This is a genomic window from Variovorax paradoxus, assembly GCF_024734665.1.
Classification (GTDB): domain Bacteria; phylum Pseudomonadota; class Gammaproteobacteria; order Burkholderiales; family Burkholderiaceae_C; genus Variovorax.
The window spans coordinates 5,512,233-5,526,348 of the sequence record NZ_CP102931.1 but is presented as its reverse complement, the minus strand read 5'-3'; the positions used below and the strand labels follow the sequence as shown (position 1 = coordinate 5,526,348).

The window sequence follows — 14,116 nt, the reverse complement described above, 5'->3', positions numbered from 1 at the left end:
TGTTGTTTTGAATCTCGGGAAGGCCGATGGCGTGCTCGGCCACTGAATAGAACGGTCGTTCTATTCAGTGGGCGGATTCTGCGGAGGGGCTCTGGCGTTGGCAATAAGGGTTGGTGCCTAGGCCCCGAAGGCGCTCACCCGGCGCTGCCCGGGGGCTCAGGCCGTGTGCGGGTGTCGCGCGCCGTCGTAGAGCGTGCGCGCAAGGTCGCGATGCCTTGCCAGCAGCGGAGCCAGCTCCAGCCCGGTAAAGCCGCCGTCGCGGATGCGGACCGCCCCGTTGATCACGCTCAGCGACACCGAACCCGGCGTGCAGAACACCAGCGCAGCCACCGGGTCGTGCCCCGCGCCCGCGTGCGCCACGCCGCGCATGTCGAAGGCCACGATGTCCGCCGACATGCCCGGCGCGATGGCGCCGATGTCGTCGCGCCCCAGCACGCGCGCGCCGCCCAGCGTGGCAATTTCCAGCGCCTCGCGCGCCGTCATCGCCGCCGGGCCGTAGCCCACGCGCTGCAGCAACATGGCCTGCCGTGCTTCGCCCAGCATGTGCGCGCCGTCGTTCGACGCGCTGCCGTCCACGCCCAGCCCCACGGGCACGCCCGCGCGGCGCATCGCGCCGATGGGCGCAATGCCCGAGGCCAGCCGCATGTTGGAGCAGGGGCAGTGCGCCACACCCGTGCCGGTGCGGCCGAACAGCGCGATGCCGGCTTCGTCGAGCTTCACGCAGTGCGCGTGCCACACGTCGCGGCCAACCCAGCCCAGGTCTTCGGCGTACTCGGCCGGCGTCATGCCGAACTTTTCGCGCGAGTACGCCACGTCGTTGTCGTTCTCGGCCAGGTGCGTGTGCAGCGACACGCCGCGCTCGCGCGCCAGCTCGGCCGAAAGCCGCATCAGGTCGCGTGACACCGAGAACGGCGAACACGGCGCGAGCACGATGCGGCGCATCGAGTGGCGCGAGGCGTCGTGCCAGCGGCCGATGAGGCGTTCGCTGTCGCGCAGGATGGCTTCTTCCGTTTCCACCACCTCGTCGGGCGGCAGGCCGCCTGCGCTGCGGCCCACGCTCATGCTGCCGCGCGCCGCGTGAAAGCGCATGCCCATCGCATCGGCCGCCTCGATCGAATCGTCGAGCTTCGAGCCGTTGGGAAACAGGTAGAGGTGGTCGCTGGTGGTGGTGCAGCCGGAGAGCATCAGCTCGGCCATCGCGGTCTGCGTCGACACGCGAATCATCTCGGGCGTGAGGCGCGCCCACAGCAGGTACAGATTGGTGAGCCAGCCGAACAGCTCGGCGTCTTGCGCCTCGGGCACGGCACGCGTGAGGCTCTGGTACATGTGGTGGTGCGTGTTGACCAGGCCCGGCATCACCACATGGCCGTGCATGTCGATGGCCTCGGCCTGGCCGCTGCGCAGGGCGTCGAGGTACGCCGCCGGCAGCTCTGCCGTCGCGCCCACCCAGGCAATGGCGGGCCCTTGCATCACCACCGCGCCATCGGCGATCTCGCGCCGCGCGGCGTCCATGGTGACCAGCACGTCGGCGTGCCGGACGATGCGCAGCGGGTGCGTCGAGGGGAAGGCGGTGGATGTGTTCATGATGTCATTCGGTCCCATGCGAGGTGCGTGCCGCCAGTGTGAAGGAACGCTCCTTCGACAGCACGCCGTTGTAGAAAAGATTGAGCAGCACCGCGGCGCATGTGCCCAGCACGATGCCGCTGTGCGTCAGCGGATGCGTCCAGGCCGGAAAGTGCTGGAAGAAGTTCGGCGACAGCGTGGGAATCAGCCCCAGCCCGATGGAGATCGCGATCACGTACAGCGCGTGGCGGTTCTGCGAATGGTCGATCGAGCCCAGGATGCGCACGCCCGTGGCCGCCACCATGCCGAACATCACGATGCCGGCGCCGCCGAGCACGAACTGCGGCACCGAGGCCACGATGTGCGCGATCTTCGGAAAAAGCGCGAGCGCGATGAGCAGCACGCCACCGCCCGCGGCCACATAGCGCGATCGCACTCCCGTCACCGTGACCAGCCCCACGTTCTGCGAGAACGAGGTGTATGGAAAGGTGTTGAACACGCCGCCGATCACAGTACCCAGGCCGTCTGCGCGCAGGCCGCGCGTCAGTGCATCGGTGCCGACCTTGCGGCCGGTGATCTCGCCGAGCGCGAGGAACATGCCTGTGGATTCGACCAGCGTGATCAGCATCACGATGCACATCGAGGCGATGGCCGTGAGCTCGAAGCGCGGCATGCCGAAGTGAAAAGGCGTGGTCACCGCCACCCAGCTGGCCTCGGCCAGCCCGTCGAAGTGCATGCGCCCGAGCGCCAGCGACAGGCCGACACCGAAGACGATGCCCAGCAGCACTGCGATGTTGGCGATCAGGCCCTTGCCGAAGCGCGTGATCGCGATGATCGCCAGCAGCACCGCCGCCGCAATCGCCAGGTTCACCGGCTCGCCGTAGGCAGGGTTGTCCACTGCGTGCGCCACGCCGTCGACCATGCGGGTCGCGGTGGGTTGCCCGCCCGCAGCCCAGTTGATGGCCACGCCCATGAGCGACACGCCGATCAGCGTGATGACCGTGCCCGTCACCAGCGGAGGAAACACGCCCAGCACGCGCCCCATCACGGGCGCGACCAGCATGCCGAACACGCCCGCCACGATGGTGGCACCGTAGATCGCGGGCAGGCCCAGCGAGGGGTCGATGCCGATGGCGATCATCGGGCCGACCGCCGCGAAGGTCACGCCCATCATCACCGGCATGCGGATGCCGAAGCGCCAGAAACCAATGGCCTGCACCAGCGTGGCGATGCCCGCGGCGAACAGGTCGGCGTTGATGAGAAAGGCGATGTCGGCCTTCGAGAGGCCGAGCGCGCCGCCCACGATGAGCGGCACCGCCACCGTGCCCGCGTACATCACGAGCACGTGCTGCAGGCTCAGCGCGCCGCAGCGGCCGATGGGAAGCTTCTGGTCGACCCCTTCGCCGTCTCCTGCGGGGGTTGTTTTATCGTTCGAAAGCATGTGGACCTTTCCTGCCGATGAACCGGCGCGGCAGTCTAGGAGCGATGCCTTCGCACGCGCAAAGTCAATAAATGACCCGCCCTGTGCACAAAAAGTGGACGGTCTGCGGCGGCGGAATCAGGGCGCCAGCAGTTCGTCGAGGCAGGTCACCACGTGGTTCGCGAACAGCTCGGCCGCGGGGCTCGGCGCCTGTGCGGCACGGGTCTCGAGCGTGAGCGTCTGGGCACGCAGCGCGGTGTCGCGCAGCGGAATGAAGACCAGCGAACCGTCTTGCCGCTCTTCGTCGACATCGAGCCGGTTGAGCAACGTGATGCCGCCGCCCTGGCGTACCAGCCGGCGCATGAGCGCGGTGGAGGTGGTCTCGATCACCGGTGAGACACTGATGCCCGCAAGCCCGAAGGCGGCGTCGAGGATGGGCCGGATCGACAGCGAAGGCGCCGGCAGGATCAGCGGATAGCCGACGCACTCGGCCAGCACCGCGGTCGCATGCGCCGTGAGAGGGTGGCCGGACGGCACCACCGCACCGATCGGCCATTCGCTGGCGAACAGGGTGCGAAAGCCCGCTGTGCCGGGCACGTCGTAGGCCAGCGCCAGATCGGCGTCGCCTTCGCTCACGCTGCGCAGAACCGCCGCGATGGGCAGGCCGAGCAGCTTGAGCTGGATGCCGGGGTGCGTCTCGCGAAACCGTTGCACCACGGCCGGCAGGAAGGAGTCGGCCAGGCCGGCGGTGGTGGCGAGCGTGACTTCGCCCTGGCGCAGGCCGCGCACGGCCTCGATGCGCTGGCGCACCAGATCGAACTCGTGCAGTGTGCCGCGCGCATGCGCCAGCACGATCTCGCCCACGGGCGTGAGCTTCAGCGTGTTGTGGATGCGCTCGAAGAGCGGCGCACCCAGTTCCTCCTCGAGGTTGAGGATCTGCCGGTTGACCGCCGTGGGCACCACGTGCAGCTGCTCGGCTGCCTTGCGGATCGAGCCCGCGCGAACCACCTCGACGAAATAGCGAATGACCTTGGCGTGCATGTTTCCCCCGCGCCGTTGGGGCGCGGGGCGAATCATGCATGCGGGCTCAGAGGTCGGGCAAGCCCATCGCCGGATCGCTCACCGTGTGCTTGCCGGTTTCGACGCGGCCCGCAAAGCGGCGGTAGTAGGTTGGATCGACATCACAGGTGACTGCGAAGTCGTACCACTGGCCGCTGTTCGGGAGCTCCCAGTGCTGGTCAACGCTCGCTCCGCCATTCACGGTTGCGGTCCACGGACCGTCATTGCGATAGGCCTTGGCGTTGATGGTGAACCTGCACGCTGCCTTACCGTCGTTGCGCATGGACAGGTAGACGTTGCCATTGGCGATGTCGTAGCACACGCGCACTTCAGGCTGCGCCGCACCGCCCGCACGCAGGGTGTTGAGGTTGCCCTTGAAGTGGCGATGGAAGCCGTTGGGGCCGAGTACCCACAGGTCGTAGAGGCCGGCATCGTCGGCCATTGCGGCCCAGGTGTCGTCGAGCGTCTTGCCCGCCTCGACCATGTAGCGGCGCGGCAGGCGGTCCAGATGAAGCTTGTCGTACACGTGGAACACGGCCGCGGCCTTGCCGGTGTTGGAGAACAGCAGCTTGAGCTTGCCGCCGACCGCGTCGGCCAGGGCGCTGGTGTGCAGTTCGTAGGGCAGCGCACGTGAAGGCCGCGTGCCGGTGGGCTGCTGCGGCAGCACTGGCGTAGAGGGCAGCGGCACCTGCGTCAGCGCTTCCTGGTCGAGCCGCAGCTTGTCGGCCTCGGTCCTGTTCTTGCGGCCGGTGAGTGTGGGCAAGGCTTCGCTGTTGGGCGTCGCGAAGTTGAAGGCGCTCGTGAGGTCGCCGCACACCGCGCGGCGGTAGGGCGAGATGTTCGGCTCCTTCACGCCGAAGCGTGCCTCGATGAAGCGCAGCACCGAGGTGTGGTCGAACACCTGCGAGTTGACCCAGCCGCCGCGGCTCCATGGCGAGAGCACGTACAGCGGCACGCGCGGGCCGGGGCCGAACACGCGGCCGTCGGGTGCGGGCTGCGAACGGCTGCCTTCCGGTGGTTGCTGCGTGAAGTACTCGTGTACCAGGTCGGCATTGGCGAGCGTCGTCTTGCCCGCGGCGGGGCTCCTGGAGTCGATGGGGTTGATCAGCGATGGCGCGGACGGCGACGGCACATGGTCGAAGTAGCCGTCGTTCTCGTCGAAGTTGACCAGCACCACGGTCTTGCTCCAGACCTCCGGCACGGCCGTCAGCGCGTCCAGTATTTCCTGCAGGAACCAGGCGCCTTGCACCGGGCTGGATGGGCCCGGATGTTCGCAATAGATGGAAGGGGCGTTGATCCAGCTCACCTGCGGCAGGCGGCCGGCCTTGATGTCGCTCCGGAACGCATCCAGATACTCCTCCGGCTTGTTGCCCGGCAAGGTGTTGGCGATGCCCTTGTAGAGTGGGTTGCCCGGGTTGTCGCTGGCGGGGTCGTAGGCGTGATAGGGCGTCGCCTGGCCGCTGTTGGAATAGGGCGCGTTGGGGGCTCCGCCGCTGGAGACCGGAAAGGGCGAGGCCCGGTTGGCGCGCCTGAACTGGCGAAAGGCGCCGAGCATGTTGTCGCCCCATTCGTCGGGCATGTTCTGGTAGCAGATCCAGCTCACGCCCGCGTCTTCGAGCCGCTCGGCGTAGGTCTTCCACGTGTAGCCGGTGTTCACAGCGGAAGCGCGCCCGTCGAGCCAGTCCCACTCGTTGTTGACGAAGGCAACGTTCTGCGCGGTCGAGCCGTTGGTGCCTGTCAGGTGGAAGGAGCGGTTGGCGTCCGTTCCGGTGTGCATGGCGCAGTGGTAGCTGTCGCAGAGCGTGAAGGCGTTGGCCAGCGAGAACTGGAACGGCACTTCCGCTTCCTTGAAGTAGCCCATGGCTGCGCTGGTCTTGTAGCGCGGCCATTGGGAGAGGCGGCCGCCGTCCCATGCTTCCTGGCTGTCGAGCCACTCGTGCGGCGTGCCGCTCACGCGCTGTGCGTTGCCCTTGGTCTGGTCGAGGTGGTAGGGCAGCACGAGCTTGCCATCGGCATCGCTCTGCTGCCACACGTTGCGCCCGCCCGGCAGCGGAACGGTGAAGCGGTCGCCGAAGCCGCGCACGCCCGGCAGCGTGCCGAAGTAGTGGTCGAAGGAGCGGTTTTCCTGCATCAGCACGACGATGTGCTCGACGTCCTGGATGGTGCCGGTCTTGTTGTTGGCCGGAATGGCGAGTGCGCGGCGGATGCTGGGTGGGAAGGCGCTGAGCGAGAGGGCGGCAAGGCCGGTAGTGGCCGTGCCGGTGAGGAATTTGCGGCGTGAATTCATGGGCAGCTTGTTGTGGTTCTTCGGGCGATCAGGGAGCGCAGCGCTTTTCGGGCTTGACGCCCGTATCCGGTGGGGGTGATGTGGTGTCCGGTGTGGGCAGGCCGGCGAAGCCGCCACCGTCGCTGCCGCCGCAGGCTGAAGTCACGCAGGCAATGAAGAGCAGCGCGCACGCGAGATGCGTGCGCGAAGTGATGAATCGCATGGGGAGATCCTCTCTCGATGTTGTGCCGCCGAGGCTAGGAAGCCCGGGTGACATCGAGATGAACCCTTCGATGCCGAGGTGTAAGCGCGCATTGCACGCGCTTCACGCCTCGTTATCGATGCATGGCGAGGCTCAGAGGTCGGCCATGCCCATGGCCGGGTCGCTCACCGTGTGCTTGCCGGTTTCGACGCGGCCCGCAAAGCGGCGGTAGTAGGCTGGGTCTGCATCGCAGGTGACGGCGAAGTCGTACCACTGGCCGCTGTTGGCAAGCTCCCAGTGCTGGTCCACGTTGGTGCCGCCGTTCACGCTCGCGGTCCACGGGCCGTCGGTGCGGTAGGCCTTGGCAGTGATGGTGAACTTGCACGCGGCCTTGCCGTCGTTGCGCATGTTCAGGTAGACGTTGCCGTTGGTGATGTCGTAGCACACGCGTACTTCGGGTGCGGCGTTGCTCGTGCCCGGCGCAGTCACATTGCCCTTGAACTGGCGATGGAAGCCGTTGGGCCCGAGCACCCACAGGTCATAGAGGCCGTTGTCTCCGGCGGCGGGCGTCCATGTGTCGTCGAGCGTCTTGCCCGCCTCGACCATGTAGCGGCGCGGCAGGCGATCGAGATGTTTCTTGTCGTACACGTGGAAGACCGCCGCTGCCTTGCCTGTGTTGGCGAACAGCAGCTGAAGCTTGCCGCCGGTCGCGTCGACCTTGGCGCTTGTGTGCAGTTCGTAGGGCAGGGCGCGCGAAGGCCGCGTGCCAGTGGCCTGCTGCGGCAATTGCGCGTTGGCCGGCGGCACCACCTGCGGCAGCACGTCCTGGTCGGCGCGGACCTTGTCGGCCTCGGCCTTGGTGCGGCTGCCCGCCAGCACCGGCAGCACCTCGGTGTTGGGCGTTGCGAAGTTGAAGGCGCTCGTGAGGTCGCCGCACACCGCGCGGCGGAACGGGCTGATGTTGTCTTCCTTCACGCCGAAACGCGCCTCGACGAAGCGCAGCACCGAGGTGTGGTCGAACACCTGCGAGTTGACCCAGCCGCCGCGACTCCATGGCGAGATGACGTACATCGGCACGCGCATGCCGGGGCCGTACACGTTGCCGTCGGGCGTGGGCTGCGCGGTGGGAATGCCTGGCGGCGCGGGGTGCGTGAAGTACTCGTAGCTCATGTCCTGCGCAGGCAGCGTGCTCTTGCCCGCGAGCGTCGACGCATCGGGGTTGGGCGAAGGCGCGGAGGGCGAGGGCACGTGGTCGAAGTAGCCGTCGTTCTCGTCGAAGTTCACGAAGAGCACGGTCTTGCTCCACACCTCGGGCACGGCGGTGAGCGCGTCCAGAACCTGCTGGATGTACCAGGCGCCCTGCACCGGGCTCGACGGGCCGGGGTGCTCGGAGTACACGTCGGGCGGAATCACCCACGACACCTGCGGCAGCCGGCCGTTCTTCACGTCGGCGCGGAACGCATCCATGATCGCGCCCGCGTCGAAGGCTGCCTGGTCGGCCACCGGCAGCGTGTTGGCCGTGCCCTTGTAGAGCGGGTTGCCCACGTCGTCGCCGGGCGCGTAGGCCGGCGATGCGCCTTGCGGCAGCGAGGTGCTCACCGGCTTGCCCGAGGCTTCGTTCGCCTTGCGGTAGGGCTTGAAGCCCAGCAGCGGGTTGCAGCCGTAGTTGTTGGGAATGTTCTGGTAGACCATCCAGCTGACGTTGGCCTCCTGCAGCCGCTCGGCATACGTTTTCCATGCGTAGCCTTCGGTCGACGGGCCGGTCGAGCTCCAGGCATTGACGTTGTTCACGTAGGCCACGTTGGCGCCGGTGGGGCCGTTGGTGCCGGTCCAGTGGAAGGAGCGGTTGGCGTGCGTGCCGGTGTGCATCGCGCAGTGGTAGTCGTCGCAGATCGTGAAGGCATTGGCCAGCGCGAACTGGAACGGCAGCTCGGCTTCCTTCAGGTAGCCCATCGACTGCAGGTACGGCGTCTTGCCGGCCTTCTTGTAGCGCGGCCACTGGTACATGCGCCCGCCATCCCAGGCGTTGTGCGCATCGACCCAGGTGTGCGGCGTGCTCGACACGCGCTGGGCGCTGCCCTGCGTGCTGTCGAGGTAGTAGGGCAGCACCACGTTGCCGGCGTCGTCGAGCTGCTGCCAGACCTTGCGGTCAGCGGGAAGCGGAATGGTGAAGCGGTCGCCGAAGCCTCGCACGCCCATGAGCGTGCCGAAGTAGTGATCGAAGGCGCGGTTCTCCTGCATCAGGATGACGATGTGCTCGACGTCCTTGATGGTGCCCGTGGCGTTGTTGGCCGGAATGGCGAGCGCGCGGCGAATGCTCGGCGGGAAGGCGCTGAGCGCGAGGGCTGCGGCGCCCGTGGTGGCGGTGCTGGTGAGGAATTTGCGGCGTGATGTCATGGGTGTGTTGTTGTGGTTCTTCATGGACAAGAGGTCAGGGTGCGCAGCGCTTCTCGGGCTGTACCCCGGTGTCGGGCGGCGTATTGGGCGGTGGCGTGGTGCCCGTGCCGGGCAGGCCGGCGAAGCCGCCACCGCCGCTGCCGCCACAGGCGGAGAGGGCGCAGGCCATGATGATGAGCGCGGACGCGAGGCACGCGCGCGGTGAGACGAGTCGCATAGGAAGATCCTCAGGATGGTCGTGGTGCTTTCGAGGCTAGAAAGCAGCGGTGACGTCGGGATGAATCCGCAATGACGAGGTGTAAGCGCGAGTTGCACGCGCGCCCACCCTGTCATCGAAAAGAACTAACGCTCAGAGGTCGGCCATGCCCATGGCCGGATCGCTCACCGTGTGCTTGCCGGTTTCGACGCGGCCGGCGAAGCGGCGGTAGTAGGTCGGATCTACATCACAGGTGACTGCGAAGTCGTACCACTGGCCGCTGTTCGCAAGCTCCCAGTGCTGATCGACGCTGGCACCGCCGTTCACCGTCGCGGTCCATGGGCCATCGTTGCGATAGGCCTTGGCGTTGATGGTGAACCGGCACGCCGTCTTGCCGTCGTTGCGCATGCTCAGGTAGACGTTGCCGTTGGTGATGTCGTAGCACACGCGAACTTCGGGCGTCGCATTGCTGGTGCGCAGTGCGTTGAGGTTGCCCTTGAAGTGGCGATGGAAGCCGTTGGGACCGAGCACCCACAGGTCGTAGGCGCCGGCGTCGTCGGTCATCGCGGCCCAGGTGTCGTCGAGCATCTTGCCGGCCTCGACCATGTAGCGGCGCGGCAGGCGGTCGAGATGCAGCTTGTCGTACACATGGAACACGGCCGCGGCCTTGCCGGTGTTGGAGAACAGCAGCTGCAGCTTGCCATTGACCACGTCGGCCTTTGCGCTGGTGTGCAGTTCGTACGGCAGCGCGCGCGAGGGACGGGTGCCGGTGGGTTGCCGCGGCAGCGCTGGCGTGATCGGCAGCGGAACCTGCGCCAGCGCTTCCTGGTCGATGCGCAGCTGGTCTGCCTCGGCCTGGGTCTTGCGTCCAGCGAGCGTGGGCAGCACTTCGCTGTTGGGCGTTGCGAAGTTGAAGGCGCTGGTCAGGTCGCCGGCAATCGCGCGGCGGAACGGCGAGATGTTCGTTTCCTTCACGCCGAATCGCGCTTCGAGGAAGCGCAGTACCGAGGTGTGGTCGAACACTTGAGAGTTGACCCAGCCGCCACGGCTCCACGGCGAGATGACGTACATCGGCACGCGCGGGCCGGGGCCGTAGACGCGACCGTCCGGCTGGGGCACGTCGCCGGGTGTGCCGGGCACCAGCGGGTGGTTGTAGCGCTCGAACGCGACATCGGCGTCGCCGAGCGTGGTCTTGCCCGCCGCGCTCTTGTCGGGGTTGATCGAAGGCGCGGAAGGCGAGGGCACGTGGTCGAAGTAGCCGTCGTTCTCGTCGAAGTTGACGATGAACACCGTCTTGCTCCACACGTCGGGCGATGCGGTGAGCGCGTCAAGCACCTGCTGGATGTACCACGCGCCCTGCACGGGGCTCGAAGGCCCGGGGTGCTCGGAGTACGCGGCCGGGGCCACAATCCATGACACCTGTGCGAGCTTGCCGCTGGCCACGTCCTGCTTGAACGCGCCGAGCAGGCCGCCGTCGGGCATGGTGTTGGCGATGCCCTTGTAGAGCGGGTTGGCCGCGTCGTCGCTGGCGGGGTCGTAGGCCGGCAGCGTCGTGCCCACGGGTGGGCTGGCGTCGCCGTCGTAGCGCTCGTTGTTCTTGCCGGACGCCTTGTTGGCTACGCGGTATTGCTGGAAGCCGGCCAGCGGGTTGTCGGTGAAGTTGTCGGGCAGGTTCTGGTAGACGATCCAGCTGACCTTGGCGTCCTGCAGGCGCTCAGGGTAGGTCTTCCAGTTGCAGCCGAAGGTGGTCGAATCGACGCCGGGGTTGTCCGTGGGGTCCCATGGAAACCGCAGGTTCTCCCAGGTGTTGTCCACCGAGGCGACGCCCGCCACACCGGTGCTGGTCTGGCCCGAAGGGCCGTTGGTGCCGCTCCAGTGGAACAGGCGGTTGGAGTTGGTGCCGGTGTGCATGCCGCAGTGGTAGCTGTCGCACACGGTGAAGGCGTTGGCCAGTGCGTACTGGAACTGCAGTTCGGCCTCTTGCAGATAGCCCATCGATTGCGTGAAGGGCGCCGTGTCGGTGGCCTTGTACTTCGGCCATTGGTTGAGGCGCCCGCCGTCCCAGGCGTCCTGTGCGTTGAGCCAGCTGTGCGGCGTGCCGCTCACGCGCTGCGCGTTGCCCAGGGTCTGATCGAGGTGATACGGCAGCACCACTTTGCCGTCGGCGTCGCTCTGCTCCCACACGCGGCGTCCGCCGATCAGCGGAATGGCGAAGCGGTCGCCGAAGCCGCGCACGCCCATGAGCATGCCGAAGTAGTGGTCGAACGAGCGGTTCTCCTGCATCAGGATCACGACATGCTCGACGTCCTGGATGGTGCCGGTCTTGTTGTTGGCGGGAATGGCGAGCGCGCGGCGGATGCTGGGCGGAAAGGCCGAGAGCGCGAGAGCGGCAGCGCCAGTCGTGGCGGTGCCCGTGAGAAATTTGCGGCGGGAGGTCATTGTGTTGTTCCTGGCGGCGCTCAGGGCGCGCAGCGCATCTCGGGCTTCGGGGTGTTGTCGGGCGGGGTGGGTGTGGTCGGCGTCGTCGGCGTGCCGCCGAAGAAGCCACCACCACCGCTGCCACCACCGCACGCCGAGAGCGCACAGGCAAGGAACAGCACGGGCGCAAGCCGCGTGCGAAGAAAAAGAAGTCGCATGGATCGGTCCTTTGTTATGTGGTTCTGGAAGGCGCGTGAGGGGGCGCACCTGGGCCACGAGACTAGGGAGAACCCGTTACCGACTGGTTAACTTGGGATGACGCAGAGAAGTCAGGCGCGTGACAACGCACTGCCCAAGCGGCGGTGTCAAATCAGTGGAATGACGGCGTGGCGCGGCCTGGCGCCGCGTTCAGGCGCAGAGCTCAGGGCTCGTTGCTGATACCGCTCGATACATGCCCGGCGGGCACGTGGCGCGAGGCTGCATCGACATGACCGGTCTGGTCATCGAAGAAGAAGTCGGGTTCGAACTCGCGCAGGAACTCGCCCTTGGGCAGGCCGCCGAGGAACATGGCCTCGTCGACGCGGATGTTCCACTTCATGAGCGTGCGGATCGCGCGCTCGTGCGCCGGTGCACTACGCGCGGTGACGAGCGCGGTGCGGATGCGCATCTGCGCGTTGCCGGCCATCTGCAGCCGGTGCAGCGCCATCAGCAGCGGCTTGAACGGCCCTTCGGGCAGGGGCAGGTCGGCCTTGCTGAGCTCGTGTGCCTGGAAGGCGTCGAGCCCCTCGGCCTGGAACACGCGCTCGGCCTCGTCCGAGAACAGCACCGCGTCGCCGTCGAAGGCAATGCGCACTTCGTTCGGCCAGGCGTCGCTGGCTTTTACCGATTCGACCAGCACGCGCGCGGCCGGAAAGCCCGCGATGAGCGCCTCGCGCACGTCTTGCGCATTGACCGAGAGGAAGAGGTGCGCGCGCAGCGGGCGCAGGTAGCCGAAGGGCGGGCGGCCCTGCGTGAACACGCCGCGCTGCAGCTTGATGTCGGCCGCCGCGCTCGACTTGAAGATGCGCATGCCCGAGACCGGGTCGTTGCGCGAAAGAATCACCACCTCGACACGCTGCACGCCGTCTTCGTTGAAGCGAAGCAGCTTGCGGATCAGCGAGTAGGCAATGCCCGGCGCGGCCGGCACGTCGATGCGGTCGAGCTGCAGCTTCATGTAGCCCTCGTTGTCCCCGGCCTCGAAGATCTTGTTTTCTTCTTCGAGGTTGAACAGGGCACGCGAGGAGATCGCGACCACGAGCTTGTCTTCGAGCGTTACGGGCATGGTGCGCCTTGCTGGCTGGCCGTTGTTACTTGACGAACTGATTCAGCTGGATGATAGGCAGCATCACGGCCAGAACAATCAGCATCACCACCCCGCCCATCGCCACGATGAGCAACGGCTCGAGGATGGTCGCCAGGTGCATCGCGCGGCGCTGCACTTCGGCGCTGAGTTGATTGGCCGCGCGTTGCAGCATCAGCGGCAGGGTGCCGGTCTGCTCGCCGAGGCGCGCGAACATCGACACCAGGCCCGGAAAGCGCTTCTTCTGCGCCAGCGCCGAGGCCAGCGGCGCGCCTTCGCGCACCAGCACCAGCGCGTCGAGCGCGTCGGCACGCATCGCGCGGTTGCTCAGCGTTTCGGAAGCCGCCTGCAGCGCACGCAGGATCGGCACGCCGGCCGTGGCCAGCATGGCGAGCGTGCTCGCGAAGCGCGCTGCGTTGTAGCCGCGCGCGAGCTTGCCGACCAGCGGCAGCTTGAGCCAGACTGCGTCGAACTTCAGGCGGAAGGCCTCCTGGGCCAGTGCCAAGCGCGCGCCGATGGCAGCGAGAACCACCGCACACAGCATCCACCAGCCGTAGTTGCGCACGCCCGCGCTCAGCGACAGCATCACGGTGGTGAGAAAGGGCAGCGATCGCTTGGTGCCCGCGAACACCTGCGCCACCTGCGGCACCACGTAGCTCACGAGGAAGATCACGATCACGATCGCCACCAGCGTGACGATGGCCGGGTACAGCGCCGCGCCTATCAGCTTCTGCTGCAGCGCCTGGCGCTCTTCGAGGTCGTCGGCAAGGCGGTCGAGCACAAGGCCGAGGTTGCCGCTCTGCTCGCCGGCACCGATCACGGCCGTGTAGATGGGCGAGAACTCGCGCGGGTGCGCCGACAGCGCACGCGCGAACGGCGAGCCCGCGTTGACTTCGGCGCGCAGCGACGCGACAAGGTTGCGCTGCTGCTCGGACTCGGCCTCGTCGGTGAGTGCCGTGAGCGCGCGTTCCAGCGGCAGGCCTGACGACACGAGGCCCGCGAGCTGCCGCGTCCACACCGCAAGGCCGGTCGAATTGAAGACGCGCTTGCCGCCGCCAAGCCAGCGGCTGAGGGTGCTGCGCTGGCCGGTGCCGTTGACGTGGTCGCTGCCGACCGGCTTGACCGACAGCGGAATGAGCGCCTGCGCTCGCAGCAGGCTGCGCGCGCTGCGGGCGGTGTCGGCCTCGAGCACGCCTTCGCGGCTCTGGCCGCTGGCGTCGATGGCTTCGAAGGAATAGGCGGGCATGGGGAGCGCC

11 protein-coding genes are annotated in these 14,116 nt (G+C 67.3%); all 11 read right to left on the bottom strand.

All coding sequences use genetic code 11. The features are described from left to right. Positions 1 to 156: 156 nt before the first annotated feature. The gene (locus NWF24_RS26135; protein ID WP_258351081.1) at positions 157 to 1,584 is read right to left on the bottom strand and encodes an 8-oxoguanine deaminase; all 1,428 of its coding nucleotides are present in this window, start codon (positions 1,582 to 1,584) and stop codon (positions 157 to 159) included. Between the two features lie 4 nt (positions 1,585 to 1,588). Further along, the gene (locus NWF24_RS26130) at positions 1,589 to 3,004 is read right to left on the bottom strand and encodes a nucleobase:cation symporter-2 family protein (protein WP_258351080.1); all 1,416 of its coding nucleotides are present in this window, start codon (positions 3,002 to 3,004) and stop codon (positions 1,589 to 1,591) included. A gap of 117 nt (positions 3,005 to 3,121) precedes the next feature. Further along, complete coding sequence (locus tag NWF24_RS26125; protein ID WP_258351079.1) at positions 3,122 to 4,024, bottom strand: LysR substrate-binding domain-containing protein; 903 nt, start codon at positions 4,022 to 4,024, stop codon at positions 3,122 to 3,124. A gap of 46 nt (positions 4,025 to 4,070) precedes the next feature. Next, entirely contained in the window at positions 4,071 to 6,329 is a 2,259-nt protein-coding gene (locus NWF24_RS26120; protein ID WP_258351078.1) for a phosphocholine-specific phospholipase C, read from the bottom strand. A gap of 28 nt (positions 6,330 to 6,357) precedes the next feature. After that, positions 6,358 to 6,531 carry a hypothetical protein gene (locus NWF24_RS26115; RefSeq protein WP_258351077.1) on the bottom strand — a complete coding sequence of 58 codons (174 nt, stop codon included), beginning with the start codon at positions 6,529 to 6,531 and terminating at the stop codon, positions 6,358 to 6,360. Between the two features lie 132 nt (positions 6,532 to 6,663). After that, positions 6,664 to 8,907, bottom strand: a complete 2,244-nt coding sequence (locus tag NWF24_RS26110) for a phosphocholine-specific phospholipase C (protein WP_258351076.1) — start codon at positions 8,905 to 8,907, stop codon at positions 6,664 to 6,666. Positions 8,908 to 8,941: 34 nt separating this feature from the next. Further along, complete coding sequence (locus NWF24_RS26105; protein ID WP_258351075.1) at positions 8,942 to 9,124, bottom strand: hypothetical protein; 183 nt, start codon at positions 9,122 to 9,124, stop codon at positions 8,942 to 8,944. A 132-nt stretch (positions 9,125 to 9,256) separates the two neighbouring features. Continuing rightward, on the bottom strand, positions 9,257 to 11,542 hold the full coding sequence (locus NWF24_RS26100; RefSeq protein WP_258351074.1) for a phosphocholine-specific phospholipase C: 2,286 nt from the start codon (positions 11,540 to 11,542) through the stop codon (positions 9,257 to 9,259). A 20-nt stretch (positions 11,543 to 11,562) separates the two neighbouring features. Continuing rightward, positions 11,563 to 11,739 carry a hypothetical protein gene (locus NWF24_RS26095; RefSeq protein WP_258351073.1) on the bottom strand — a complete coding sequence of 59 codons (177 nt, stop codon included), beginning with the start codon at positions 11,737 to 11,739 and terminating at the stop codon, positions 11,563 to 11,565. A gap of 203 nt (positions 11,740 to 11,942) precedes the next feature. After that, positions 11,943 to 12,842 (bottom strand): 5'-nucleotidase, encoded by a 900-nt coding sequence (locus NWF24_RS26090; protein ID WP_056509256.1) that lies wholly within the window; start codon positions 12,840 to 12,842, stop codon positions 11,943 to 11,945. A gap of 25 nt (positions 12,843 to 12,867) precedes the next feature. After that, a complete protein-coding gene (gspF, locus tag NWF24_RS26085) occupies positions 12,868 to 14,106 on the bottom strand; it encodes a type II secretion system inner membrane protein GspF (RefSeq protein WP_093048281.1) in 1,239 nt (412 codons plus the stop codon). Positions 14,107 to 14,116: the final 10 nt, after the last annotated feature.

What these genes read in the sequence shown, in the direction of transcription:
- NWF24_RS26125 (WP_258351079.1), bottom strand. Translation starts at nt 4,024, where the DNA reads ATGCACGCCAAGGTCATTCGCTATTTCGTCGAGGTGGTTCGCGCGGGC.
- NWF24_RS26095 (WP_258351073.1), bottom strand. Translation starts at nt 11,739, where the DNA reads ATGCGACTTCTTTTTCTTCGCACGCGGCTTGCGCCCGTGCTGTTCCTT.
- gspF (WP_093048281.1), bottom strand. Translation starts at nt 14,106, where the DNA reads ATGCCCGCCTATTCCTTCGAAGCCATCGACGCCAGCGGCCAGAGCCGC.
- NWF24_RS26100 (WP_258351074.1), bottom strand. Translation starts at nt 11,542, where the DNA reads ATGACCTCCCGCCGCAAATTTCTCACGGGCACCGCCACGACTGGCGCT.
- NWF24_RS26120 (WP_258351078.1), bottom strand. Translation starts at nt 6,329, where the DNA reads ATGAATTCACGCCGCAAATTCCTCACCGGCACGGCCACTACCGGCCTT.
- NWF24_RS26090 (WP_056509256.1), bottom strand. Translation starts at nt 12,842, where the DNA reads ATGCCCGTAACGCTCGAAGACAAGCTCGTGGTCGCGATCTCCTCGCGT.
- NWF24_RS26110 (WP_258351076.1), bottom strand. Translation starts at nt 8,907, where the DNA reads ATGACATCACGCCGCAAATTCCTCACCAGCACCGCCACCACGGGCGCC.
- NWF24_RS26135 (WP_258351081.1), bottom strand. Translation starts at nt 1,584, where the DNA reads ATGAACACATCCACCGCCTTCCCCTCGACGCACCCGCTGCGCATCGTC.
- NWF24_RS26115 (WP_258351077.1), bottom strand. Translation starts at nt 6,531, where the DNA reads ATGCGATTCATCACTTCGCGCACGCATCTCGCGTGCGCGCTGCTCTTC.
- NWF24_RS26130 (WP_258351080.1), bottom strand. Translation starts at nt 3,004, where the DNA reads ATGCTTTCGAACGATAAAACAACCCCCGCAGGAGACGGCGAAGGGGTC.
- NWF24_RS26105 (WP_258351075.1), bottom strand. Translation starts at nt 9,124, where the DNA reads ATGCGACTCGTCTCACCGCGCGCGTGCCTCGCGTCCGCGCTCATCATC.